The organism is Actinacidiphila glaucinigra, assembly GCF_900188405.1.
Taxonomy (GTDB): domain Bacteria; phylum Actinomycetota; class Actinomycetes; order Streptomycetales; family Streptomycetaceae; genus Actinacidiphila; species Actinacidiphila glaucinigra.
Map to the genome: position 1 here is coordinate 142,114 of NZ_FZOF01000012.1, position 25,548 is coordinate 167,661.

Below are 25,548 nucleotides of genomic sequence, written 5' to 3' on the forward strand. Positions count from 1 at the left end.
GTGGTCACTCCTGGTGGGAGAGGGCGCGGACGGTACGGGACGGGCTCGGTCGGCCCAATTGCTCCGCCATCCACACGCTGGTGGCGGTGAGGCGGCTGAGGTCGACCCCGGTCTCGACGCCGAGGCCGTCGAGCATCCAGACCAGGTCCTCGGTGGCGAGGTTCCCGGTGGCGCTCTTGGCGTAGGGGCAGCCGCCGAGGCCGCCGGCGGAGGCGTCGACGACGGTCACGCCGTGCCGGAGGGCGGCCAGGGTGTTGGACAGCGCCTGGCCGTAGGTGTCGTGGAAGTGGACGGCGAGCCGCTCGACGGGCACGTCCAGGCCGGCGAGGGCGTCCAGCAGCGCCACGACGTGGCCGGGGGTGGCGACGCCGATGGTGTCGCCGAGGCTGAGCTCGTCGCAGCCCAGGTCGTACAGCCGGCGGGCCACCGCGGCGACCTGCGGGACGGGCACCGCGCCCTCCCAGGGGTCGCCGAAGCACATCGACAGATAGCCGCGCACCCTCGCCCCCGCCTCCTTGGCGGCGGTGACGACCGGCGCGAACATCTCCAGGGACTCCTCGACCGTGCGGTTGAGGTTGGCCTTCGCGAAGGACTCGGTCGCGCTGCCGAAGACGGCGACCTCGCGCACCCCCAGGGCCAGCGCCCGCTCCAGCCCGCGGCGGTTGGGCACCAGCACGGGCAGCAGGACCCCGTCGCCCAGGTCGTCCAGCAGCGGCATCAGCTGCTCGGCGTCGGCGAGCTGGGGCACCCACTCGGGGCGCACGAAACTGGTGGCCTCGACGGTGGTCAGCCCGGCGTCCGCCAGGCGGTGCACGAACTCCGCCTTGACCTCGGTGGGCACCGTGGCCTTCTCGTTCTGCAGCCCGTCGCGTGCGCCGACCTCGTGGATGCGCACCCGCTGCGGCAGCCCGTCCAGGGGCACGGACATGGGCAGCCCGGGGGTTCGCTCGACGGCCGTCATTCCGCCTCCCCCTGGTGCGGGGTGACGACGGCCAGCACCTGGTCCATGGCGACCGTGCTGCCCGGGGTCACGTCGATCTCGGTGACGGTGCCGTCGTGCGGGGCCGTGATGACGTGCTCCATCTTCATCGCCTCCACCACCAGCAGGCTCTGGCCCGCGGTGACCTCGTCGCCCTTGGCGACCTTGACCACGGTCACCGTGCCCGGCATGGGCGCGGCCAGGGTGTCCACCCCGCCCGCGCCGGCTCCGCCGCGCAGCGCGGCCTCTACCGGGTCGTACGGCTGCAGGTGCCAGCCGTCGCCGTCCCTGCCGAGCCAGTCGCCGGCGTGGTCGAAGGCGTGCGTGACGCCGTCCCACTCGACGGTGATCCGCTGCCCGGTCTCCGGCAGCAGCCGGGCCCGCAGCGGTGCGCCGTCGCCGACGCGGACCTCGGCGTCGTCCGCGGGGCCGCGCGTGCGTACCCGTACGGCGTCGGCACCGGAGACGCGCAGCCAGTGGTCGGTCCAGGCGGGCTCCCCGCCGAGCCGCCAGCCGCTCGGCACGGAGAAGGGGTCGGTCCAGCCGCCGGCCGCCGGCTCCAGGGCGGCCTGGCGCAGCAGCGCGGCCGCGGCGTACACCTCGGCGGGCACCTCGGAGGGCACCAGGCCCGCCAGCTCCCGGTCGATCAGTCCGGTGTCCATCTCGCCGGAGACGACGTCGGGGTGGGCCAGGAGGCGGCGCAGGAAACCGGTGTTGGTCTCCAGGCCCAGCACGGTCGTCCCGGCGAGGGCCGCCCGCAGCCGGCGCAGCGCCGTCGGGCGGTCGGGGCCGTACGCGATGACCTTGGCGAGCATGGGGTCGTAGGACGTGCCGATCTCACTGCCGGCGCTGAGCCCGGAGTCGACGCGCACGCCCTCGCCGGCCGGTTCGTCCAGCGCCAGCACGGTGCCCGCCGACGGCAGGAAGTTCCGCGAGGGCACCTCGGCGCAGATCCGGGCCTCGACGGCGTGCCCGGTCAGGGCGACCTCCTCCTGCCCGAACGACAGCCGCTCGCCCGCGGCGATCCGCAACTGCCACTCCACCAGGTCCAGCCCGGTGACCAGTTCGGTGACGGGGTGCTCGACCTGGAGGCGGGTGTTCATCTCCATGAAGCAGTAGGCGGACGGATCGGCGCCCGGGACGATGAACTCCACCGTGCCCGCGCCGACGTAGCCGCAGGACAGCGCGGCCTGCACGGCGGCGGCGCCCATGGCGGCCCGGGTCGCCTCGTCCAGCAGGACCGAGGGGGCCTCCTCGATCACCTTCTGGTGGCGGCGCTGCAGCGAGCACTCGCGCTCGCCGAGGTGCACCACGTTGCCGTGGCCGTCGGCCAGCACCTGGATCTCGATGTGCCGGGGACGGTCGATCCACCGTTCCACCAGCAGGGTGTCGTCCCCGAAGGAGCCGCGCGCCTCGCGGCGGGCGGCGGCGATCTCCTCGGCGAGCAGAGCCGTGTCGCGCACCAGGCGCATGCCCTTGCCGCCGCCGCCCGCCGACGGCTTCAGCAGCACCGGGGTGCCGATCTCCAGGGCGGCGGCCGTCAACTGCCCGTCGGTGAGGCCGCTGCCGCTGCTGCCCGGCACCACCGGGACCCCGGCCTCGCGGACCGTCTCCTTGGCGCGGATCTTGTCGCCCATGAGCTCGATGGCCCGGGCGGGCGGCCCGATGAAGGCGAGCCCCGCGTCCGCGCAGGCGCGGGCGAAGGCGGCGTTCTCGGCGAGGAACCCGTAGCCGGGGTGGACGGCCCGGGCGCCGGTGCGGGCGGCGGCCTCCAGCAGCCGCTCGATCGACAGATAGCTCTCGGTGGCGGCCGCGGGGCCGATGCGCACGGCGGTGTCGGCCTCGCGCACATGGCGGGCGCCGGCGTCGGCGTCGCTGAAGACGGCCACGGAACGGACCCCGAGCCGCCGCAGGGTGCGGATGACGCGGACGGCGATCTCGCCGCGGTTGGCCACCAGGACGGTGTCGAACATCGCTGACATCACAGTGCTCCCCTACATCCGGAAGACGCCGAAGCCCGGCGCCTGCGGATCGCGTTGCGGAATCGGCGCGTTGGCGCAGGCGGTCAGGGCCAGCCCGAGCACCTGACGGGTCTGCAGGGGGTCGATGACCCCGTCGTCCCACAGCCGGGCCGTCGCGTAGTAGGCGTTGCCCTGCTCCTCGTACTGGGCGCGGATGGGGGCCTTGAAGCCCTCCTCGTCCTCCGCCGCCCAGGTGTCGCCGGCGCCCTCGATCTGGTCGCGCTTGACGGTGGCCAGCACGGAGGCGGCCTGCTCGCCGCCCATGACGGAGATCTTGGCGTTGGGCCACATCCACAGGAAGCGCGGTGAATAGGCGCGGCCGCACATCGAGTAGTTGCCCGCGCCGTAGGAGCCGCCGATGACCACGGTCAGCTTGGGCACCCGGGTCGTGGCGACGGCGGTGACCATCTTGGCGCCGTGCTTGGCGATGCCGCCCGCCTCGTACTGACGGCCCACCATGAAGCCCGAGATGTTCTGCAGGAAGAGCAGCGGGATGCCCCGCTGGTCGCACAACTCGATGAAGTGGGCGCCCTTCTGGGCCGATTCGGAGAACAGGATGCCGTTGTTGGCGACGATCCCCACCGGATGGCCGTGGATCCGGGCGAAGCCGGTGACCAGCGTCGTGCCGTACTCGGCCTTGAACTCCGCGAAGCGGCTGCCGTCGACGAGGCGGGCGATCACCTCGCGGACGTCGTAGGGGGTGCGCGAGTCCACCGGGACCGCGCCGTAGAGCCCGGCCGGGTCGACGACGGGCTCCTCGACGGGTCCGACCGTCCACGGCAGTTCGCCGCGGGCGGGCAGGGTCGCCACGATGTTCCGCACGATGCGCAGCGCGTGGGCGTCGTCCTCGGCGAGGTGGTCGGTGACGCCGGAGGTGCGGGAGTGCACCTCGCCGCCGCCGAGCTCCTCCGCGGTGACCACCTCGCCGGTGGCGGCCTTCACCAGCGGCGGGCCGCCGAGGAAGATCGTGCCCTGGCCGCGGACGATCACCGCCTCGTCGCTCATCGCCGGGACGTAGGCGCCGCCCGCCGTGCAGGAGCCGAGGACGGCGGCGATCTGCGGGATGCCGCGCGCGGACATGGTGGCCTGGTTGAAGAAGATCCGCCCGAAGTGGTCGCGGTCGGGGAAGACCTCGTCCTGCTTCGGCAGGAAGGCGCCGCCGGAGTCGACCAGGTAGACGCACGGCAGCCGGTTTTCCAGGGCGATCTCCTGGGCGCGCAGGTGCTTCTTGACCGTCATCGGGTAGTACGTGCCGCCCTTGACGGTGGCGTCGTTGGCGACGATCACGACCTCGCGGCCGGAGACCCGGCCGATCCCGGCGACGACACCGGCGGCCGGGGCCTGGCCGTCGTACATGCCGTCGGCGGCAAGCGGGGCGAGCTCCAGGAAGGGGGATCCGGGGTCGAGCAGCCCGTCCACCCGGTCGCGGGGGAGCAGCTTGCCGCGCGCGGTGTGCCGGGCGCGGGCCTTCTCGCCGCCGCCGAGGGCGGCCGCGGCGAGCTTCTCGCGCAGCCGCGCGGACAGCTCGGCGTGCGCCTTCTCGTTGGCGCGGTAGGCCTCGCCCGCCGGATCCGCGGCGCTGGCGAGGACGGGTGCTTCCATGTCACGGGCCCCCGGAGGAGTTAGCGGTCGTTAACGTGTTGTCGACCACGTTAGCGGTCGTTAACACGGCTGTCTAGAATGGTAGGACGATGAGATCGCGGGGGGCGTCCACAGGCCGGACGCCTCGCGGAAAGGTGCGGTGTGGAGCCCACGAGGACGGCAGCCAGGACGGCCGGCGGCAGGCGCGACCAGATCCTGAGGGAGGCCGCGCGGCTCTTCGCCGAGCGCGGGTTCCACGGGGTCGGCGTGGACGAGATAGGGGCGGCGGTCGGCATCAGCGGCCCGGGGCTGTACCGGCACTTCGCGGGCAAGGACGCGATGCTCGCCGAGCTGCTCGTCGGGATCAGCGGCCGGCTGCACTCGGCGGGCCGCATGCGCGTCGCCGAGGCCGACGGCGCGGCCGCGGCGCTGGACGCCCTGGTCCGCGGGCACATCGACTTCGCCCTCGACGACCGGGCGCTGATCATCCTGCACGACCGCGAGCTGGACCGGCTCCGCGACTCCGACCGCAAGCTCGTGCGCCAGCTGCAGCGCCAGTACGTCGAGCAGTGGGTCGCGGTCGTCCGCGAGGTCCATCCCGGGGCGGCCGAGTCCGAGGTCCGCGCGGCCGTGCACGCCGTCTTCGGCCTGCTCAACTCCACCCCGCACCTCGGCCCGCACGGGGGGCTGCCCGGCCGTTCGGCGACCGCCGTGCTGCTGCACCGGCTGGCCCTGGGCGCCTTCGCCGCTCTGGACAGCGCGCACAACCGGGAAGTAACTTACTGAGCGCTTGCTTATCGCTCGGGTGCAGAGGAGGCGCCAAGTGCGTCGCACGGTATTCAACGAGGACCACGAGGCCTTCCGGGAGACGATCCGGGACTTCATCGCCAACGAGGTCGTGCCCGTCTACCCCGAGTGGGAGGAGGCCGGGTACCCGCCCCGCGACTTCTACCGGCGCCTGGGCGAGCTGGGCATCTTCGGCATCGAGGTGCCCGAGGAGTACGGCGGCGCCGGCATCACGGGCTGGAAGTTCAGCGCCGTGGTGACCGAGGAGTGCGCCCGCGCCGGCGTCAGCTTCGGCAGCAGCGGCGTGCACACCGGCCTGGTGCTCCCGTACCTCCTCGAGTTCGCAAGCGACGAGCAGAAGAAGCGCTGGCTGCCCGACTTCATCAGCGGCGACATGATGACCGCCATCGCCATGACCGAGCCCGGCACCGGCTCGGACCTGGCCGGCATGACCACCACCGCCAGGCTCTCCGAGGACGGCACCCACTACGTCCTCAACGGCGCCAAGACCTTCATCACCGGCGGCGTGGTCGCCGACCGCGTGCTGGTCGTCTGCCGCACCTCGCCCGCCACCCCGGAGGACCGCCGCCGCGGCCTGTCGATCCTCGTGGTCGACACCACGAGCGAGGGCTACGCCGTCGGCCGCAAGCTGGAGAAGATCGGCCTGCGCACCTCCGACACCGCGGAGCTGTCGTTCAGCGACGTCAAGGTCCCCGTCGAGGACCTGCTCGGCGAGGAGGGCAGGGCCTTCTCCTACCTGGCCCACAACCTGCCGGTCGAGCGCCTCGCGATCGCGGTCGGCTCCTACGCCCAGGCCGACGCCGCCGTCCGCTTCGCCACCCAGTACGTGCGCGACCGCAAGGTCTTCGGCAAGAGCGTCGCCGAGTTCCAGAACACCAAGTTCGTGCTCGCCGAGTGCGCCTCCGACGTCGACGCCATGCAGGCCGTCGTCGACCGCGGCCTGGAGGCCCACGAGCACGGCGACTTCACCGCCGCCGACGCCGCGCGCGCCAAGCTGTTTTGCACCGAGACCGCGGCCAAGGTCATCGACCGCTGCCTCCAGCTGCACGGCGGCTACGGCTACATGCTGGAGTACCCGATCGCCCGCCTGTACGCGGACAACCGCGTGCACCGTATCTACGGCGGCACCAGCGAGGTCATGAAGTCGATCATCGCCAAGTCGATGGGGCTGTGACCGGACGGTACGCCGACCCCGAGAGACGCACGTGACCCACCACGCACTGCAGTCCCTGCTCGATCTGCTCGACCTGGAGCGGATCGAGCAGGACATCTTCCGCGGCGCCAGCCGCCCCGCCGTCGTCCCCCGCGTCTTCGGGGGCCAGGTCGCCGCACAGGCGCTGGTCGCGGCGGGGCGCACGGTCCCCGAAGGACGCGACGCCCACTCCCTGCACGCCTATTTCCTGCGCATGGGGGACCCGGGCGCGCCGATCGTCTACCAGGTCGACCGCATCCGTGACGGCCGCTCCTTCACCACCCGCCGGGTGGTCGCGGTGCAGCACGGACAGCCGATCTTCCACCTCTCCGCGTCCTTCCAGACGTACGAGGACGGGCTGGAGCACCAGGAGCCGATGCCGCCGGCGCCGGACCCGGAGTCCCTGCCCACCGGGGAGGAGCTGCTGCTCCCGCACCGGGACCGGTTCCCCGACCCCTCGGTCGTGGACCGCCTCCTGGAGGCCAGGGCCGCCGTCGACCTGCGCTACGCCGACGCCCCGCCGTTCCTCGCCGCCGGGGCCGGGCCGCGTGAGCCCCGCTCCCAGGTGTGGTTCCGCACCAACGGCAAGCTCGCCGACGACCCGCTGCTCCACGTCTGCCTCGCCACCTATGTGTCGGACATGACGCTGCTGGACTCCGTGCTGCTGGCCCACGGACGCGGCGGCTGGGCGGTCGGCGACGTGGTCGGTGCCAGCCTGGACCACGCCATGTGGTTCCACCGGCCGTTCCGCGCCGACGAGTGGCTGCTGTACGACCAGCAGAGCCCCTCCGCCTCCGGAGGGCGCGGGCTCGGCACCGCGCGCATCTACACCCAGGACGGGCGGCTCGCCGTCTCCGTCATCCAGGAGGGCGTGGTCCGCGTACCGCGGGACTGATCCACCGGGTCGCAGGTCGTCGCGGCCGTCACCGGCAGGCGTCCAGCGGCAGTGTCGCCCGCACCAGGAAGCCGCCGTCCGGCTCGGGGCCCGCGTCCAGGGTGCCGCCCAGCGCGGCGGCGCGTTCGCGCAGCCCGGTCAGGCCGTGCCCGCCGGACGGCAGCGCCGGGCCCCGGCCCTCCTCGCCGCCCGGCGCGTTGCGCACCGCGACGTGCAGGGCGTCGGCGGCGAGCCGCACCGTCACCTCGGTCCGCGCCCCGGGGGCGTGCTTGCGCACGTTGGTCAGGGCCTCCTGCACGGTGCGGTACGCCGCGTGCTGCACCGGCGGCGGGCATCCGGCACGGCCCGGGGCGGGCAGGTCTCCGTGCACCTCCGGCCCGGCCGCGGCGAGCAGCGTGGCCAGCTCCGCGAGCCCCGGGCCTGCGTCCTGGCCGCCTCCCGCCACCGGCATCCGCAGCAGCCCCACCATGTGCCGCAGTTCGTCCAGCGCCTCACGGCTGAGCTGCCGCACGGTTCCTGCCGCGGCCCGGGCCTCGTCGCCCCGGGCGGTCGCCTCCAGCGCGCCGGACTGCACGGCGATCAGGCTGATGTGGTGGGCCACGGTGTCGTGCATCTCCCGCGCGAGCCGGGTGCGCTCGCGTTCCACCGCCCGCTCCGCGGCCAGCCGCCGTTCCCGCTCCCGGCTCTCGGCGAGCTCGGCGAGCCGCGCGGCAAGCTCCCGGCGCGACGCGGTGAGCAGCCCGAGCGCGGTCGGGGCCACGGCCAGCAGTGCCGACAGCAGCACCGCCAGCAAGGTCGCCGCGGGGGCCCAGTCGACCTCCCCGATCCACGGCCAGGGGAAGAACGACACAAAGGCGACGGCCGCCGCGCCGCCCCACGTCACCGCCGTGGGCGGCGTGATCCCCCTCCGGCCCGGGAGCGGCACCGTCCCCCGCCGCAGCAGCCGCCGGGCGCACGCGACGGTCGGGGCGCCCCCGTCGGCGGCGATCGTGTACAGCGCCGCCATGGGGGCCAGCCACACGTAGCCCAGCGACAGGGCGGGCAGGGTGGCCAGCAGCACCGTCAGCGGCAGCCGGCGGCGCAGCGCGAGGGCGCCGGCCGCCGCGTACGCCGCCGTCAGCGCGAGGGGACCGCCCAGGGAACGGGTGGCCCAGGCCTCGGCCGCCGCGACGGCGACCAGGCCCCCGTCGACGGCGGCCCGGCGGAGTCTCACGCGGCGCTCCCCGGCGAGAGCCCGGCCCGGTGTGCCGTGATCGCCAGCGACACCCGGTTCGGCGCGTCGAGTTTGCGCAGCAGGGCGCGGACGTGGTCCTTCACCGTGGCCACGGTGATGTAGAGCCGCTCGGCGATCTCCAGGTTCGACAGGCCCCCGGCGACCAGCAGCAGCACCTCCCGCTCCCGTCCGGTCAGCCGGTCCAGGGCCGTACCGGCGGGGTCCGTCTCCCGGGCGTCGGCCGTCCCCAGGTATCCGTCGACCACGGCGCGGCTGACGGTGGGCGTGAAGACCGTCCCGCCGGAGGCGAGCACCCGGACGGCGTCGATGAGGGTGGCGACCGCCGTGTCCTTGAGCAGGAAACCGGTCGCGCCCGCGCGCATGGCGGCGGTGATGTGGGCGCTGGTGTCGAATCCGGTGAGCATCGCGACGGCCGGCGGATCGGGCAGCGCCCGTACGGCGCGCAGCACGGTCAGCCCGTCGGGTTCGGGCATCACCGTGTCCAGGAGCACCAGGTCGGGCGCGTGCCCGCGGACGGCGGCCAGTGCCGCGCGGCTGTCGCAGTCCGCGACCACCCTGATGTCGCCGGCGGACTCCAGGATGCGCCGCAGGGCGGTCCTCACCAGTGTCTCGTCGTCGACCACTACGACCCGTATCACGCTCCCGCGCCTCTCTCCCGACGGCCTTCCACTCCACCCGGGGGTGGACCGCGATGTCCGTCCCGGGGGTGATCCTCCGGCGGCGCCGGACCGGCGGAATCGACGGCGATCGTAACGAGCGCACCGCCGGGTCGCATGCCCGGGCGGCCGTGCCCGTCGGTCGACGGGGGAGACCGGGGGCCGACGGGGGCCGGCGGGGGACGACGCGGCCCGCGGAGGAACCACGGGGAACGGGGGTTCTCATGCCGTGGACCAAGGGCGGGGGCGCAGGCCCCGGCCCGTCGGGAAACGGCGGGCCACGCCTCCTCGGGGGCGTGGCCCCGCTGTCACGCGGAGCCGGTCAGGCCCGCCGCCTCCAGCAGGTAGGCGGTCATCGGGTCGTAGTGGCGCGGGTCGGTGACGTGGTCGTCGAGCGGGACGGTCACCGAGACCGTGCCCTCCGCCTCGGCGAGGAAGAGCGCCGGGTCGTTGCAGTCGGCGAAGCCGATCGCGTCGATGCCGCGCTGTCCGGCGCACCCCGCCCAGCCGTGGTCGGCGACGACCAGGTCGGGCATCGGCCGGCCCTGCGCGGCCAGCCCGTCCAGGACCGCCGCCATCGGACCGGGGGAGTGGGTGTGCCACAGCGTGGCGCCGCGCTCCAGCATGGCCACGTCGCAGAACTGGAAGACGCCGCCCTCGTCGGTGGACAGCCCGCCGGGGATCGCGACGACCTCGGCCCCGGCGGCCCCCGCGGCCGCCGCGAGGGTCCGGTGGACGTCCAGCAGGCCGCCGGGGTGGCCGGTGGCGAACAGCACCCGCTGCCCGCCCTCCACGGCCTTGCAGAGCATTCGGGCGGCACGGTCCAGGGCGCTGATCGTCAGCTCGGGGTCGATGGTGTCCTGCCCGCGGAGGTGGCCGGGGTCGGCCACGACCCCGCAGCGCTCGGCCATGACCGCCAGCACCGCCTCCTCGTCCGTCCAGCGGTCGCCGAACTCCAGGCCGAACCAGTAGTGGCGGTCGCCCTCGGCGAGTCTGCGGTAGTGCGAGCGGTTGTTCTCGCGGGGAGTGGCGACGTCGCCCGCGATGCGCGTGCGTACGAGGTGGTCGGCGAGGGCCTTGCGGGACGGCGCGGTGACATGGGGCAGCATGACCCCCATTGTCGCCTGCTGTCGGACGTGCGTGCGGGGGGCCGGCGATCGACGCCGGTCCGTTACCTCCTGCCGGGGCGTCAGGAAGCCTGCCACCGCCGGGCGCACGGGTTCACAGCCAGCGCAGCGCGAACCACAGCTCCATGCGTACGTCCGGGTCGTCCAGGTCCGCCCCCAGCAGGGCCGCCGCCCGCCCGATGCGCTGGCGCACGGTGTTGCGGTGCACCTCCAGGGCGACGGCCGTACGGTCCCAGCTGCCGTGCAGACCGATCCAGGTGCGCAGCGTCTCCACCAGGGCGGGCGAGTCCGTCACCGGCGCCAGCAGGTCCTCCGCCCTGGCCCGGGCGTCGTCCGGGCTGACCAGTCCGGTCATGCCGGGACCGGCTCCGCGGTGGACCACCAGCGGCGCACGGGTGCCGATCGCCCGGCGCAGCGCGGCCGCGGCCTGTCCGTCCCCGGTGACGAGGGCGGCCACCGCCACGGGGCCGCTCACCCCGAGGGTCCACCCCGGCTGGGCGGTCACCTCGCGTCCGGCCGGCAGCAGCAGGCGTACGACCGCGTCGCCCGGCTCGATCAGTGCGGTGCCCAGTGCCGTGCCGAGGGCGGCGGCCGCCAGGGGTCCGGCCGGGCCGCCGCGTCTGCGGGCGTGGACGACGGCCCACCGGGACCCGGGTCCCAGCAGCGGGGCGGCCTCCTCCGGGGCCGCGCCCAGCAGCAGCCGGACCAGTGCCGCGGAACGGCCCGCCTCCGCGCTGCCCAGGTGCGGCCCGGTGAGCAGGGAGAGCAGCACGGCCGCGACGTTGGCGACCGCGTGGTCGCCCGGATCGGGACGGCCCGTCACCAGGACGAGCGCCGGCCGCTCGCTCGGGGCTCCGCCGGCGAGGGCGTACGCCGACAGGCGCGTCCCCGCGTGGGAGTCGGTCGCCGACGACGGCGCGTGCGCGTCCGGCGCCGGGCGTACCACCCCGGCGAGCCGGACCGCCGCCGCACGCGCCCCGGGGTCCGGGACACTGCCCGCCGCGTACACCTCGGAGCCGTCCGGGGCGATCAGCGCGGCCCAGGCGCCCAGACGGCCGGCGAGCCTGCGCAGCACCGAGGGGACGGGATCGGGGCGCGCGGCGGCCGCGGCCAGGGCCTGCTGCGACTCGGTGACGTGCCGCAGCTCGCGGACCCTGGCCTCGCCCATGGCCTGCCATACCGCCCGCGCGACGGCGGTGAAGGGCGTCCGCGGCGGCACCTCCACCAGCGGCAGGCCGTGCCGGTCGCAGGCGGCGAGCAGCGCCGCCGGAGTCTCGTCGTGCACCGGGGCGAGGCCGAAGCCGAGCGCCGACGCCCCCGCCTCGACGGTGCGGGCCACGTAGCGGTCCAGGTAGGCGCCGGCGCCCTTCGCCGACGCGAAGTGCACCCCCGCGGTCAGCAGCAGCTCCCCGCCGAGCAGATAGGGGAAGGGGTCCTCCATCTCGCTGGTGTGCACCCACTGGACGCGGACGTCCCGCTCGGCAGCGGACGGTCCCGCGACCTGGCGCAGCCCGAGGTCGGGCAGGGCGAGCAGGGCGGCAAGGGGGATCGGCGGGGTGGGCGGGACGGCCGGCGCCGGGTCCCGGCGCGGGGGAGTCATGTGCGTTTCCTCCGTCCGGGCCGCTGGCGATGGAGGAAACGTACACTTCAGCGTCTCTTCCCGGCCACCTATCGTCACCGCAGAGGAAGCCAGCGGCTCCGCCCGCGCTACCGATGGAGGAGGGCTCATGGCCGTCGACTACGCCGTGATCATCGCGTATCTGGCCGGCATGCTCGCCATGGGCTGGTGGGGCATGCGCCGCGCCAGGTCCAAGAGCGAGTTCCTGGTCGCCGGCCGCCGGCTGGGCCCGTCGATGTACTCCGGCACCATGGCGGCGATCGTCCTCGGCGGCGCCTCCACCATCGGCGGCGTCGGCCTCGGCTACCGGTACGGACTGTCCGGCGCCTGGATGGTCTTCACCATCGGCCTCGGCCTGCTGGCGCTGAGCGTCTTCTTCTCGGCCCGCATCGCCCGGCTGAAGGTCTACACCGTCTCCGAGATGCTCGACCTGCGCTACGGCGGCTCGGCCGGGGTCATCTCCGGCGTCGTGATGTGGGCGTACACGCTCATGCTCGCGGTCACCTCGACCATCGCCTACGCGACGATCTTCGACGTCCTGTTCGGCCTGGACCGCACCCTGGCGATCGTCCTGGGCGGCGCCGTCGTGGTGGCGTACTCGACGCTGGGCGGCATGTGGTCGATCACGCTCACCGACATGGTGCAGTTCGTGGTCAAGACCCTCGGCGTGCTGGTCCTGCTGCTGCCGATCGCGGTGGTCAAGGCGGGCGGCTTCGCGGAGATGAAGGCGCAGCTGCCGACCGAGTACTTCGCGCCCCTGGGCATCGGCGGGCAGACGATCTTCACCTATGTGCTGATCTACACCTTCGGCATGCTCATCGGACAGGACATCTGGCAGCGGGTGTTCACCGCCCGCAGCGACAGGGTCGCCAAGCTCGGCGGCACCGTCGCCGGTGTCTACTGCCTGGTGTACGCCATCGCCGGCGCCGTCATCGGCACCGCCGCGAAGGTGCTGTACCCCGATCTGGCTGCGGCCGACGACGCCTTCGCCACCATCGTCAAGGACGCGCTGCCGGTGGGCGTGCGCGGCCTGGTGCTGGCCGCCGCGCTCTCCGCGGTGATGTCCACCTCCTCCGGTGCGCTGATCGCCTGCGCCACGGTGGCCAACAACGACATCTGGTCGCGGCTGCGCGGCGTGGTCGGCCGCGGGCGGGACGACGAGGGCGCGCACGACGAGGTGGCGGGCAACCGCGCCTTCATCCTGATCATGGGTGTGGCCGTCATCGGCATCGCCATCGCGCTGAACAACGTCGTCGAGGCGCTGACCGTGGCCTACAACCTGCTCGTCGGCGGGCTGCTGGTGCCGATCCTCGGCGGACTGCTCTGGAGGCGGGGCACCGCACCGGGCGCCCTGTCCTCGGTCGTGGTCGGAGGCGTGGCGGTCGTCGGCTTGATGGCCTGGAAGGGCATCCTCGCCAACGAACCCGTCTACTACGGCCTTCTGGCGTCCCTGGTCGCCTACGTCGCGGTGAGCCTCGCCACCAAGCCGACCGACGCCGCCGTGCTGGCGGCCTGGCGGGAGCGGCTGGCCGGACGGACCCCCGTCCCGGCCGCCGAGGGGACCGTTCCGGTCGGATAAAGTCACAAAGCGAGCAGAGCGCAACGAAGCGTACGAAAGAAGGCAGTTACCCATGAGCAGCACCGAGCCGCGCGGCCCCATCGACTCCTCCCGCACCCCGCGGTACGCCGGTCCCGCCACCTTCGCGCGGCTCCCGCGCCTCGACGAGGTCGGCACCACCGACGTCGCCGTGGTCGGCGTGCCCTTCGACGCGGGCGTCTCCTACCGCCCCGGCGCGCGCTTCGGCGGCAACGCGATCCGCGAGGCCTCCCGTCTGCTGCGCCCGTACAACCCGGCGCAGGACGCCTCGCCCTTCGCGCTCGCCCAGGTCGCGGACGCCGGTGACATCGCCGCCAACCCGTTCGACATCCATGAGGCCGTCGAGACCATCCAGGCCGCCGCCGACGACCTGCTCGACACCGGCGCCCGCCTGATGACCCTCGGCGGCGACCACACCATCTCGCTGCCCCTGCTGCGCGCCATGGCCCGCAAGCACGGCCCGGTCGCCCTGCTGCACTTCGACGCCCACCTCGACACCTGGGACACCTACTTCGGGGCCGAGTACACCCACGGCACCCCGTTCCGCCGGGCCGTCGAGGAGGGCGTCCTCGACACCTCCGCGCTCTCCCACGTCGGCACCCGCGGCCCCCTGTACGGCAAGCAGGACCTCACCGACGACGAGAAGATGGGCTTCGGCATCGTCACCTCCGCCGACGTCTACCGGCGCGGCGCCGACGAGGTCGCCCAGCAGTTGCGCGAGCGCATCGGCGACCGCCCGCTCTACATCTCCATCGACATCGACGTCCTCGACCCGGCGCACGCCCCCGGCACCGGCACCCCCGAGGCCGGCGGCATCACCTCCCGCGAGCTGCTGGAGATCCTGCGGGGCCTGGCCTCCTGCAACCTGGTCTCCGCCGACGTCGTCGAGGTCGCCCCCGCCTACGACCACGCCGAGATCACCAGCGTCGCGGCCTCCCACACCGCCTACGAGCTGACCACGATCATGACCCGGCAGATCGCGGCGGGCCGCGCATGAGCGAGCGGAACGGCGGCGACCTGGTCGTCGAGTCCCTGGCGGCGCTCGGCGCGACGACCGTCTTCGGGCTGCCCGGGCAGCACGCCCTCGGCGCCTTCGACGCGCTGCGGCGCTCGAAGCTGGAGTACGTGGGCCTGCGTGTGGAGAACAACGCGGGTTTCGCCGCGGACGCGTACGCCCGCGTCACGGGCGGCGCCGCGCCGCTGCTGGTCTCCACCGGCCCCGGCGCGCTCATGACGCTCGCCGCGCTCCAGGAGTCGGCCGCCGCCTCGGTGCCGGTCGTCGCCATCGGCAGCCAGGTGCCGGTCGCCGGACTCGGCGGTGGCCGCCACGGCTACCTGCACGAACTCGTCGACCAGAAGGCGTCGTTCCGCGACATCGTCAAGTCGGTGCACACCGTGCGCACCGCCTCCCAGATCCCCTCGGCCCTCGCCGCCGCCTGGGAGACGGCCCTGACCGCGCCGTACGGGCCGGTCTGGGTGGAGATCCCGCAGGACGTGCTGCTCGCCCCCGTCACCGTCCCGCCGGTCGGGGAGCTGGCTGCCGAGCCGCGGCCGCTGCGCCCGCGCGCCGAGCTGGTCGCCGAGGCCGCGGCGCTGCTGTCCCGTGCCGAGCGGCCGGTCGTGCTGGCCGGCGGCGGGGTCGTGCGCGCGGGGGCCGAGGCCGAGCTTCGTGCCCTCGCCGAGCGGCTCGACGCCCCGGTCGCCTGCACCTTCGGCGGCAAGGGGGCCTTCCCCTGGGAGCACCCGCTGTCGCTGCGGAGCTGGCTGGAGGACCGGCACACCACCGACTTCCTGGAGGACGCCGACGTCCTGCTGGTCGTCGGTTCCGGGCTGGGCGAGCTCTCCTCGAACTACCACACCTTCCGCCCGCGCGGCCGGGTGATCCAGGTCGAGGCCGACCTCGGCAAGCTGGAGTCCAACCACCCGGCGCTCGGCATCCACGCCGACGCCCGGCTCGCCCTCGGCGCGCTCGCGGCGGCCGTCGGCGAACGCCGCGACGCGGCGGCACCCGGGGTGGTGGCGGCCCTGCTGGAGCGGGTCCGGGAGCGGATCGACGGCCAGGACCTCGGCCTGGAACGGGGCGTGCTCGCCGCCGTCCGGGACGCCCTCCCCGAGGACGCCCCCAGCTTCTGGGACATGACGATCCTCGCCTACTGGGCCTGGTCGGCGTGGCCCGGTCCGATGCACTCCGCACAGGGCGCCGGCGGCCTCGGCTACGGCTTCCCGGCGGCGCTCGGCGCGGCCGCCGCGGACCGCACCCGGCCCGTACTGGCCGTCTCGGGCGACGGCGGCGCGATGTACTCGATCGCCGAGCTCGCCACGGCCCGGCAGTACGCCCTGCCCGTCACCTGGCTGATCGTCGACGACGGCGGCTACGGCATCCTGCGCGAGTACATGACGGACGCCTTCGGCGAGGCCACCGGGACCGAACTGGCCCGGCCGGACTTCGTCGCCCTGGCCGGATCCTTCGGCGTCCCGGCGGTCCGTACGAGCCCCGAGAGGCTCCGGGACGACCTCGCGGAGGCCCTCGCGGCGCCCGGCCCCTCGGTGGTCGTGCTCCCCGCGTGCCTGCGGATGTTCGCGCCGACCCACCTGGGGTGACCGGGCGGGCCCCGGCCCGCCCGCGCCCGCCCGTCCCCCCGGGCGAAACGTTTCGCTGCCCTTTGTCCCAGGACCTCCGTCCGAGCGCTGTCGGACCTTCGTCGTAGTTTTGTTGCGGGAGGATGAAATCAGCACTCCAGCGCGTTGTGATCCTCCGGCGAGCAGGACGGGACGGAAGGACACCGGGTGGCGGCGAAGGACGACGAGGCGAAGGCCGGGCAGGCCGTGGCGGCCGAGGGCTGGCTCCGGCGGCTGATGCGCTACTGCTGGCGCTACCGGTGGAACGTGGGCCTCGCGCTCGGTTCCTCGCTCGCCGGCATGGCCGTGATGGCGCTGGTGCCGCTCGTCCCCAAGCTGATCATCGACGACGTCATCGTCAAGCACGACAAGCCGCTCGGCCCCTGGGCGGCCGTGCTGATCGCCGCCGCGGGCGTGGTCTACCTGATGACCTTCCTGCGGCGCTTCTACGGCGGCCGGCTCGCCCTCGACGTGCAGCACGACCTGCGCACCGACATGTTCCACTCGCTCACCCGGCTGGACGGCGCGCGCCAGGACGAGCTCAACACCGGCCAGGTCGTCGGCCGGGCCACCAGTGACCTGCAGCTCATCCAGGGCCTGCTCTTCATGGCGCCCATGATGATCGGCAACGTCCTGCTGTTCGTCCTGTCGATCGTCGTGATGTTCGTGCTCTCGCCGATGCTGACCTTGATCGCCCTCGCCGTCGCGCCCGCCCTGTGGTTCATCGCCGACCGCAGCCGCAAGCGGCTCTTCCCCGCCACCTGGTACGCGCAGGGCCAGGCCGCGGCCGTCGCCGGGATCGTGGACGGCTCGGTGACCGGCGTCCGCGTCGTGAAGGGCTTCGGCCAGGAGCAGCAGGAGATGTCCAAGCTGCGCTCGGTCAGCGAGCGGCTCTTCGCCGGCCGGTTGCGCACCATCAGGCTCAACGCCCGCTACAGCCCCGCCCTGCAGGCCGTGCCCTCGCTCGGGCAGGTCGGCATGCTGGCGCTCGGCGGCTGGATGGCCGTACGGGGCCAGATCACCCTGGGCACCTTCGTCGCGTTCTCCACCTACCTCGCCCAGCTGACCGGCCCGGTGCGCATGCTCACGATGATGCTGACCGTCGGCCAGCAGGCCCGGGCCGGCGTCGAGCGCGTCACCGAACTCATCGACACCCGCCCCAGCCTGGAGGAGGGCGCCGGGCAACTGCCCCGCGAGGCCGCGGCCACGGTCGAGTTCGACCACGTCAGCTTCGGCTACGACCGCACCCGCCCCGTGCTGGACGACTTCTCGCTCACCGTCGAGCCCGGCGAGACCGTTGCCGTCGTCGGCGCCTCCGGCAGCGGCAAGTCGACCGTCTCGCTGCTGCTGCCCCGCTTCTACGACGTGACCGGCGGCGCCGTCCGCGTCGGCGGCCGCGACGTGCGCGACCTCACCTTCGACTCCCTGCGCGACGCCATAGGACTGGTGCCGGAGGACAGCTTCCTGTTCTCCGACACCATCCGCGCCAACATCGCCTACGGCCACCCCGACGCCACCGACGAGCAGATCCTCACCGCGACCCGGCACGCCCAGGCGGACGAGTTCATCAGCGCCCTGCCCGAGGGGTACGACACCGTCGTAGGCGAGCAGGGGCTGACCCTCTCCGGTGGCCAGCGCCAGCGCGTCGCCCTGGCCCGCGCCATCCTCACCGACCCGCGGCTGCTCGTCCTCGACGACGCGACCTCCGCCGTCGACGCCCGCGTCGAGGCGGAGATCCACGACGCGCTGCGCGAGGTGATGGCGGGCCGCACGACCCTGCTCATCGCCCACCGGCGCTCCACCCTCGCCCTCGCCGACCGGATCGCCGTGCTGGAGGCCGGCCGGCTGGTCGACGTGGGCACCCACGAGGAGCTGGAGGCACGCTGCCCGCTGTACCGGCGGCTGCTCACCGACCCCGACGAGCTCGGCTCGGACGTCGTCACGCACGACCCGGCGGGCGAGGTCGTGCCCCTGACCGAGTGGCCCGGCGAGGGAGCGGTCGCGGACCCGGCGGCACGTCCCGCCGCCGCGGCGCCCGCGGACGGCGGCGTGACCGCGGCCCTGTGGCCGCAGGACCGCCGGCACCGCGACGAGGGCACCGGGCGTTCGCAGGCGGGGCCCACCCCGGCCGCCGTGCGCGGCGGCCCCGGCGGCATGGCCTCGGCCATGGCCGGGATGCCCGCGACCCCCGAGCTGCTGGCGCAGGTGGCCGCGCTGCCCCCGGCCCTGGACACCCCGGACGTCGACGAGCACGCGGCGGCCTCCGTCGAGAAGGACTTCGGCCTGCGCAGTCTGCTGCGCGGCTTCCGCGGCCCCCTGCTGCTGAGCCTGGTGTTCGTCGCCGTGGACGCGCTGGCCGGGTTGCTGCTGCCCGTCCTGATCCGGCACGGCATCGACTCCGGAGTGCGGCAGGCCGCGCTCGGCGCCGTCTGGGCGGCCGCGCTGCTGGGCCTCGCCGTGGTCGTCGCGCAGTGGGCGGCGCAGTGGGGCTCCACGCGGCTGACCGGCCGCACCGGCGAGCGGGTGCTCTACACGCTCCGGGTGAAGATCTTCTCCCATCTGCACCGGCTCGGGCTCGACTACTACGAGCGCGAACTGAGCGGCCGCATCATGACCCGGATGACGACCGACGTCGACGCGCTGTCGACGTTCCTGCAGACGGGTCTGGTCACCGCGCTGGTCAGCGTGCTCACCTTCCTCGGCATCCTGGTCGCGCTGCTGGTCATCGACGTGCAGCTGGCGCTGATCGTCTTCGCCACCCTGCCGGTGCTCTTCGTCGCCACCTGGGTCTTCCGCCGCAAGTCCGTCAAGGCCTACGAGCTGGCCCGGGAACGGGTCAGCGTCGTCAACGCCGACCTGCAGGAGCACGTCGCAGGGCTCCGCGTCGTGCAGGCCTTCCGCGGCGAGCGCGGCGGCGCCGTGCGCTTCGCCGACCGCAGCGACGCCTACCGGCAGGCGCGCGTGCGCGGCCAGTGGCTGATCTCGGTCTACTTCCCCTTCGTGCAGCTGCTGTCCAGCGTCGCCGCCGCCCTGGTGCTGATCGTCGGCGCCCAGCGGGTCGGCGCGGGCACGCTCACCGCCGGCGCCCTGGTGGCGTACCTGCTCTACATCGACCTGTTCTTCTCGCCCGTCCAGCAGCTCTCCCAGGTCTTCGACGGCTACCAGCAGGCCTCCGTGTCCCTGGGCCGCATCCGCGAACTGCTGCGCACACCGACCGCCACCCCGCCCGCCGAGTCCCCGCGGGGCGTCGGCCGGCTGCGCGGCGAGATCGCCTTCCGCGACGTGCACTTCCGCTACATCGAGGAGGGCGCCGAGGCGCTCTCCGGGATCGACCTGCGGATCCCCGCGGGCCAGACGGTGGCCTTCGTCGGTGAGACGGGCGCGGGCAAGTCGACCCTGGTCAAGATGGTCGCCCGGTTCTACGACCCGACCTCGGGCGCCGTCCTCGTCGACGGTCAGGACATCCGCGGACTCGACCTGACCGCCTACCGGCAGCGGCTCGGCGTCGTCCCGCAGGAGGCCTACCTCTTCGAGGGGACGGTCCGCGACGCCATCGCCTACGGGCGGATGGACGCCACCGACGCCGAGGTGGAGGCCGCGGCGCGCGCCGTCGGCGCCCACGACATGATCGCCACGCTGGACGGCGGCTACCTGCACTCCGTCTCCGAGCGCGGCCGCAACCTCTCCGCCGGACAGCGCCAGTTGATCGCCCTGGCCCGCGCCGAACTGGTCGACCCGGACGTCCTGCTGCTCGACGAGGCGACGGCCGCCCTGGACCTGGCCACCGAGGCGCTGGTCAACCACGCCGCCGACCGGCTCGCCGTACGCCGCACCACGCTGGTCGTCGCCCACCGGCTGACCACCGCCGCCCGCGCCGACCGTGTCGTCGTCCTCGACCACGGCCGGGTCGTGGAGGACGGCACGCACGAGCAACTCCTCGCCGCCGACGGCCGGTACGCCGGGCTGTGGCGCACCTTCGTCGGCGAGGACGAGAGCAGCGAGGCCGTCGCCTAGGCGGCCGCTCCTGTCGCGTCCGCGGCCCGGACCCGGTGGTCCGGGCCGCCGGTCTTTGCCCAACGCCCCCTGGCGGCGGGCCACTTCCTCCTCATAGGTTCACGGGCGACGCCCGTCGAACCCCGAAGGAGGGGGCATGCGCAACGCGCTCAGATGGCTGCTGGCGCTGATGCTGCTCATAGGCACCGCCGGCGGTGGAGTCGCCACCGCGACCGCTGACGAGCCGGACATCAAGGACCGCATCCTGGCGATACCCGGGATGAGCCTGATCGAGGAGAAGCCGGTCACCGGCTACCGCTTCTTCGTCCTGAACTACACGCAGCCGGTGGACCACCGGCACCCGTCCAAGGGGACCTTCCAGCAGCGGATCACCGTGCTGCACAAGGGGACCGACCGGCCCACCGTCTTCTACACCTCCGGCTACGGGCTCTCCACGACCCCCTCCCGCCGTGAGCCGACGCAGATCGTCGACGGCAACCAGGTCTCCATGGAGTACCGCTTCTTCACCCCGTCCCGCCCGGCTCCCGCCGACTGGTCCAAGCTCGACATCTGGCAGGCCGCCAGCGACCAGCACCGCATCTACCGCGCGCTGAGCCGGATCTACGCGGAGAACTGGCTCGCCACCGGCGCCAGCAAGGGCGGCATGACGGCCACGTACTACCGCCGCTTCTACCCGCACGACATGGCCGGCACGGTCGCCTACGTCGCCCCCAACGACGTGGTGAACGACGAGGACTCCGCCTACACCCGCTTCTTCCGCACCGTCGGCACCGCCGACTGCCGGGCGCGGCTGAACGCCGTGCAGCGCGAGGCCCTCGTGCGCCGGGGCGAGATCGTCGCCCGCTACCAGAAGTACGCCGCGGACAACGGGCTGACCTTCACCACCGTGGGCAGCGCGGACAGGGCGTACGAGAACGTGGTGCTGGACCTGGTGTGGGCCTTCTGGCAGTACCACCAGCAGGCGGAGTGCGCGGACGTGCCCGCGGCGACCGCCACCACGGACGCCATCTACTCCTTCGTCGACTCCGTCTCCGGCTTCGACTTCTACACCGACCAGGGCCTGGAGTACTACACGCCGTACTACTACCAGGCGGGCACCCAGCTCGGCGCCCCGACCTTCGCCACCCCGCACCTGAAGGGCCTGCTGCGCTACCCCGGGATCTACCAGCCGCGCTCCTATGTGCCGCGCTCGATCCCGATGCGCTTCCAGCCCCGCGCGATGGACGACGTCGACTCCTGGGTGCGCCACCACGCGAAGCGCATGCTCTTCGTGTACGGGGCCAACGACCCCTGGGGAGCCGAGCCGTTCCGCCTCTCGCTCGGAGCGCACGACTCGTACGTGATGTGGGCGCCCGGCGCCAACCACGGCGCGGTCATCGGCGCGCTGGGCGAGGCCGACCGGGCGAAGGCCACCGCCGAGGTGCTGGAGTGGGCCGGGGTCGCCCCCGCGGCCGTGCGTGCCGACCCCGAGTCGGCCAGGCCCCTGGCGCCGTTCGACGCCAAGCTCGACCGGAGCACCGAGGCCGCCGGCCGGCTGCCTTTCTGACCCTGCCCTTCTGACCGGCTGCCCTTCTGGCCGGCTGTCTTTCTGACCGGCTGTCAGAGCCGGCGGGCGCATCCCACGCCCGCCGGCCCGCCGCCCACCCCGACGTACAGGACCGTCCCGGCGGGGCAGGACCCGCGGCCGCGCGCCAGCTCCACGACCCGGAACTGCGGGGCGTGCGGGCCCGAACCGTCGCAGGGCGTCTCCTTCACCCGGCCCTTCCGGGACGTGTAGACGCAGTCGCCCGCGATCGTCCGGGGCCCGCCGCCCCCGCCCGGGTCACCGGGGTGCGGGGCCGTCAGGTTGCGCATGCAGGCGTAGCCCTGGGGGCGGGCGGCGGTGACGGTGAGCAGGAAGTCCGTGGTCGGCGGGCAGCGGTCGCCGGCCCGCGCGGCGGCCGGGGGAGCGGGCGAGGGCGAGGCGGGCAGCAGCCCGTACAGCCGGCCGACGACGCGGGCCCGGGCGCCCGGGTCCGAGCACACCACCTCCCGGTAGGCGCCCACACGGTCGCCGGCCGCGCAGTCGCCGCGGTCGAGGAAGACCGCGTCGTGCGTGGCCGGCGAGACGTCCGGGCCCGCGGCCCCGCTCCCCGTGGCGCCCGGGCCGGGCGAGCAGGCGGCGAGCAGCACGGCGGCCAGCCACGCCGCTCCCAGGAGCTGTCCGGACAACACGCGCATGGCGGCCCCCCACCCGTCCCCCCGGGCGAGTTGCCCGTTTTCGGCAGGATAGGTGGCGTGACCCCTGTGCGGGAGGGGCCGCGCCGCGCGCCGCGCGCTCAGTACCGCAGGCCCCAGCCGACGGGGTAGAGCGTCCGTGACGGATCGTCCGCCGCCGGCACCGCCACCGGGAGCTTTCCGGTGGGCCGTACCTCGCCCGCCATCACCCGTGCCGCCGCCCGCATCGACACGTCCGTCCAGCCGTAGGCGGCCAGGGACGCGGCCACCCCGTCCAGCCGGGCGACGTCGTACGGGTTGCGGATCGCGAGCTGCACCACCGGAACGCCGGTCGCGACGAGCGCGGCCACCAGCGCGATCTGGCCCGTCGACGCCCCGGTGACGTTGTACGTGGCCACCACCACGGCGTCCTTGTCCCGCGCGGCGGCCACCGCCCGGTCGATCGTCGCCTGCGCCGGCGCGGTGCCGGTCGACAGGACCTGCGCGGTGTGCCCGAGCCCGGTCAGGGCCGCGCCGAGCACCGCGGTGGGCGGGCCGCCGGTGCCCGAGGGCGCGGCCGGGTCGGCGCCGACGACCAGCAGCCGGCGGTGGGCGGGCAGCGGCAGCGCTCCCCGGTTCGCCAGCAGGGTCACGGTGCGTTCGGTGATCCGGTCGGCGTCGGCCAGGTGGCCGCGGGTGCCGACCGTCCGGTCCACGCCGCGGTGGGTGACGTACGGGTCGTCGAGCAGCCCGCGCCGCGCCTTGAGCATGAGGATCCGGGTGAGTGACTCGTCGAGGCGTTCCTCGGTGAGCTCGCCGGACTTCACGGCGGACAGGACGCCCTGCCAGGCGGTCTCCAGGACCGGCGGGTTGAGCAGCTGGTCGGCGCCGGCCTTCAGGGCGAGCACCGGGACCCGGTCGTCGCCGTACTTCTGGCGCACGCCCTCCATGCCGAGGGAGTCGGTGACGACCACGCCGTCGTAGCCGAGTTCCTCGCGCAGGATGCCGGTGAGGATCGGCCGGGAGAGTGTGGCGGGGTCGCCGGAGTCGTCGAGGGCGGGCACCAGGATGTGCGCGGTCATGATCGAGTCGATGCCGGCGGCGATCGCGGCGCGGAACGGCGGGGCGTCCAGGCGCCGCCATTCCTCCAGCGAGTGCGTGATGATCGGCAGTTCGAAGTGGCTGTCGGTGCCGGTGTCGCCGTGCCCGGGGAAGTGCTTGGCGGTGGCGACGACCCCGGCCCGCTGGTAGCCCTCCACCTGGGCGGCGACGAGCGCGGCCACGGCCTTCGGGTCGGCGCCGAAGGAGCGCACGCCGATCACCGGGTTGGCGGGGTTGACGTTGACGTCGGCGACCGGCGCGTAGTCCTGGGTGATGCCCATCGCGGCCAGTTCGGCCCCGGCGACGGCCGCGGCCCGCCGTGCGTCCTTCGTGCTGCCGCCCGCGCCGAGCGCCATCCCGCCCGGGAAGAGCGTGGCGGGGGAGCCGACCCGGGCGACGGCGCCGTGCTCCTGGTCGGTGGAGATCAGCAGCGGGATCCGGGAGGACCGCTGTATGCCGTTGGAGAGGTCGGCGATCTGGTGCGGATCGCGGGTGTTGTGGGCCCACGCGAAGTAGATGATGCCGCCGACGTGGTACTTGGCGATCAGCTCGGCCGCGTTGGAGACCCCGATCTCGGCCTGGTTGGCGGCGACGTCGGCCGGATCGGGGGCGGTGGCCGAGTGGCCGTACACGCGCATGACGAAGAGCTGGCCGATCTTCTCCTCGATGCTCATGCGGTCGATGAGCGCACGGACGCGTCTGCGGTCGGCCGCGGCCGCGCTCGCGGTGCCCGGGACGCCGAGGGCGAGGGCGGTGGAGGCGGCCGCGGCGGCACCGAGCACCGTACGGCGGGACGGATGGGGACTGCTGTGCATGACGGACTCCTTCCGGCAGGAGGTGGGGGGCGTGCTGAAAGAAACCTTCAAGCACACACGCTTAGCCGGAAAGTTATTGTCAGTCAATGAGTTGGGCACGCTCCGGGACGAGCCGGGACGGCACCGCGAGCACCGCCGCGTAGTGCTCGACCTGGATGCAGCGCTTTGTCTCGTCCCCGGTGGGCGCGGCCGACAGTTCCCGCCGGCCGATGGTCAGGACGGCGCCGGTGGGCCCGCATCCCGTGAGCACGAAGCCGAAGCGCCGCTCGTCGCCGCGTCGCGGATGCCGCGCCAGCTGTTCGCGCAGCGCGGCCGCCCCCTTGCGGGGCAGACCGGCGAGGAACGCGTCGAGCTGCCGCGCCGAGGTGACCTCGGAACTGCGCCGGCCGCCCGGCTTTCGCATGTCCTCCAGGCCGCCGAACGCCACCGTGCTCCCCGGGGCGGGCGGATCGGCCCGCGTGTTCTCCTCCTGCGCGAAGCGCGGCCGCTTCGGCATCCGGTCGCGCGGCACCTCGAACACGACGACCACCCGGTTGGCGACCAGGCACTGCCCCATCGGGGTCTGCGCGAGGCCGAGCACCAGCCGGTCGCCGCTCCGGAAGAGGGCGGCGTCCCTGGTGCTGTTGCAGCCGGTGGTCCGGGTCCAGGCGACCAGGACCGAGCGGGAGAAGTCGGTCCGCGCGGCACGCCGCGCGATGTCGTCGGCGATCTCCGGTGCCGACCTCATGAAGTAGCCGGGGAAGCGGCTCAGGTCGCGTTCCCCGTCGAGGACGGTGTGCACCGCGGGCACCCCGCGCGTGGTCTCGGTGAAGTACACGCGGCGGGTGGAGACCGTCCCGTCGGACGGGACGGATTGCGCGGCGGACGCCGAGGCGGACGGTGCCGGGTGCGCGGAGACGGAGGCGATCGCGGAGGGGGAGGGGCCGCCACCGGCGTTGTCGGAGGGGGGTACGCCGGTGGCGGGCTGCTGCGGGCCGCAGGCGGCGGAGAGGGTTGTCAGCGACGCAGCCAGCAGCGTGGCCGACACCGCTTTGCGGAGACTCCCGGGCAGCACGCCCGTTGGACGGGATCGGTACGGAAACGGTTCCTTGCGGGT

General features: G+C 74.0%; 18 protein-coding genes. 8 read left to right on the top strand and 10 right to left on the bottom strand.

The window, feature by feature from the left end; genetic code table 11:
• Nucleotides 1-4 precede the first annotated feature (4 nt).
• From CHF15_RS23875 to CHF15_RS23885, 3 genes are read right to left on the bottom strand one after another with little or no spacing between them, the layout of a single operon-like run.
• Nucleotides 5-961: a hydroxymethylglutaryl-CoA lyase gene (locus tag CHF15_RS23875; RefSeq protein ID WP_089225907.1), complete on the bottom strand. Its 957-nt coding sequence runs from the start codon at nucleotides 959-961 to the stop codon at nucleotides 5-7.
• Nucleotides 958-2,952 carry an acetyl/propionyl/methylcrotonyl-CoA carboxylase subunit alpha gene (locus CHF15_RS23880; RefSeq protein ID WP_089225908.1) on the bottom strand — a complete coding sequence of 665 codons (1,995 nt, stop codon included), beginning with the start codon at nucleotides 2,950-2,952 and terminating at the stop codon, nucleotides 958-960. Before CHF15_RS23880 ends, CHF15_RS23875 begins: the two co-directional genes overlap by 4 nt.
• Before the next feature lie 21 nt (nucleotides 2,953-2,973).
• A complete protein-coding gene (locus tag CHF15_RS23885; RefSeq protein ID WP_089225909.1) occupies nucleotides 2,974-4,602 on the bottom strand; it encodes a carboxyl transferase domain-containing protein in 1,629 nt (542 codons plus the stop codon).
• Nucleotides 4,603-4,743: 141 nt separating this feature from the next.
• Between CHF15_RS23885 and CHF15_RS23890 the strand changes: the two genes are divergently transcribed.
• From CHF15_RS23890 to CHF15_RS23900, 3 genes are read left to right on the top strand one after another with little or no spacing between them, the layout of a single operon-like run.
• Nucleotides 4,744-5,367, top strand: a complete 624-nt coding sequence (locus CHF15_RS23890) for an SACE_7040 family transcriptional regulator (protein ID WP_089225910.1) — start codon at nucleotides 4,744-4,746, stop codon at nucleotides 5,365-5,367.
• Between the two features lie 37 nt (nucleotides 5,368-5,404).
• Nucleotides 5,405-6,562 carry an acyl-CoA dehydrogenase family protein gene (locus tag CHF15_RS23895; protein ID WP_089225911.1) on the top strand — a complete coding sequence of 386 codons (1,158 nt, stop codon included), beginning with the start codon at nucleotides 5,405-5,407 and terminating at the stop codon, nucleotides 6,560-6,562.
• Between the two features lie 31 nt (nucleotides 6,563-6,593).
• Nucleotides 6,594-7,475 (top strand): acyl-CoA thioesterase, encoded by an 882-nt coding sequence (locus CHF15_RS23900; protein ID WP_089225912.1) that lies wholly within the window; start codon nucleotides 6,594-6,596, stop codon nucleotides 7,473-7,475.
• Nucleotides 7,476-7,503: 28 nt separating this feature from the next.
• On the opposite strand, the gene CHF15_RS23905 is transcribed toward CHF15_RS23900, so the two are convergent.
• From CHF15_RS23905 to CHF15_RS23920, 4 genes are all read right to left on the bottom strand, one after another.
• Nucleotides 7,504-8,688, bottom strand: coding sequence for a sensor histidine kinase (locus CHF15_RS23905; protein WP_089225913.1), 1,185 nt, complete (start codon nucleotides 8,686-8,688; stop codon nucleotides 7,504-7,506).
• The gene (locus tag CHF15_RS23910) at nucleotides 8,685-9,347 is read right to left on the bottom strand and encodes a response regulator (protein ID WP_089225914.1); all 663 of its coding nucleotides are present in this window, start codon (nucleotides 9,345-9,347) and stop codon (nucleotides 8,685-8,687) included. The genes CHF15_RS23905 and CHF15_RS23910 overlap by 4 nt, the downstream gene beginning before the upstream one ends.
• A gap of 326 nt (nucleotides 9,348-9,673) precedes the next feature.
• Nucleotides 9,674-10,483, bottom strand: a complete 810-nt coding sequence (locus CHF15_RS23915) for a phosphatase (RefSeq protein WP_089225915.1) — start codon at nucleotides 10,481-10,483, stop codon at nucleotides 9,674-9,676.
• Nucleotides 10,484-10,586: 103 nt separating this feature from the next.
• Complete coding sequence (locus CHF15_RS23920) at nucleotides 10,587-12,092, bottom strand: PucR family transcriptional regulator (protein WP_089225916.1); 1,506 nt, start codon at nucleotides 12,090-12,092, stop codon at nucleotides 10,587-10,589.
• A gap of 127 nt (nucleotides 12,093-12,219) precedes the next feature.
• Here CHF15_RS23920 and CHF15_RS23925 point away from each other — a divergent pair, with 127 nt between their 5' ends.
• The 5 genes from CHF15_RS23925 (at nucleotide 12,220) to CHF15_RS23945 (ending at nucleotide 21,886) form a co-directional block, all read left to right on the top strand.
• Nucleotides 12,220-13,689: a sodium:solute symporter family protein gene (locus CHF15_RS23925; protein ID WP_089225917.1), complete on the top strand. Its 1,470-nt coding sequence runs from the start codon at nucleotides 12,220-12,222 to the stop codon at nucleotides 13,687-13,689.
• 52 nt (nucleotides 13,690-13,741) lie between these two features.
• Nucleotides 13,742-14,704 (top strand): agmatinase, encoded by a 963-nt coding sequence (gene speB / locus CHF15_RS23930; protein WP_089225918.1) that lies wholly within the window; start codon nucleotides 13,742-13,744, stop codon nucleotides 14,702-14,704.
• Nucleotides 14,701-16,308, top strand: a complete 1,608-nt coding sequence (locus CHF15_RS23935) for a thiamine pyrophosphate-binding protein (protein WP_089225919.1) — start codon at nucleotides 14,701-14,703, stop codon at nucleotides 16,306-16,308. Before speB ends, CHF15_RS23935 begins: the two co-directional genes overlap by 4 nt.
• A 255-nt stretch (nucleotides 16,309-16,563) precedes the next feature.
• Nucleotides 16,564-20,340, top strand: a complete 3,777-nt coding sequence (locus tag CHF15_RS23940; RefSeq protein ID WP_089225967.1) for an ABC transporter ATP-binding protein — start codon at nucleotides 16,564-16,566, stop codon at nucleotides 20,338-20,340.
• A 136-nt stretch (nucleotides 20,341-20,476) separates the two neighbouring features.
• Entirely contained in the window at nucleotides 20,477-21,886 is a 1,410-nt protein-coding gene (locus CHF15_RS23945) for a S28 family serine protease (RefSeq protein ID WP_089225920.1), read from the top strand.
• 53 nt (nucleotides 21,887-21,939) lie between these two features.
• Here CHF15_RS23945 and CHF15_RS23950 read toward each other — a convergent pair whose 3' ends face one another.
• The 3 genes from CHF15_RS23950 to CHF15_RS23960 all read right to left on the bottom strand — a co-directional run bounded on the left by CHF15_RS23950 (nucleotide 21,940) and on the right by CHF15_RS23960 (nucleotide 25,479).
• Nucleotides 21,940-22,560: a hypothetical protein gene (locus CHF15_RS23950; RefSeq protein WP_179279931.1), complete on the bottom strand. Its 621-nt coding sequence runs from the start codon at nucleotides 22,558-22,560 to the stop codon at nucleotides 21,940-21,942.
• Between the two features lie 98 nt (nucleotides 22,561-22,658).
• Complete coding sequence (locus CHF15_RS23955; protein ID WP_089225921.1) at nucleotides 22,659-24,452, bottom strand: glycoside hydrolase family 3 protein; 1,794 nt, start codon at nucleotides 24,450-24,452, stop codon at nucleotides 22,659-22,661.
• Nucleotides 24,453-24,531: 79 nt separating this feature from the next.
• Nucleotides 24,532-25,479, bottom strand: coding sequence for a hypothetical protein (locus tag CHF15_RS23960; RefSeq protein ID WP_089225922.1), 948 nt, complete (start codon nucleotides 25,477-25,479; stop codon nucleotides 24,532-24,534).
• Between the last annotated feature and the right edge of the window lie 69 nt (nucleotides 25,480-25,548).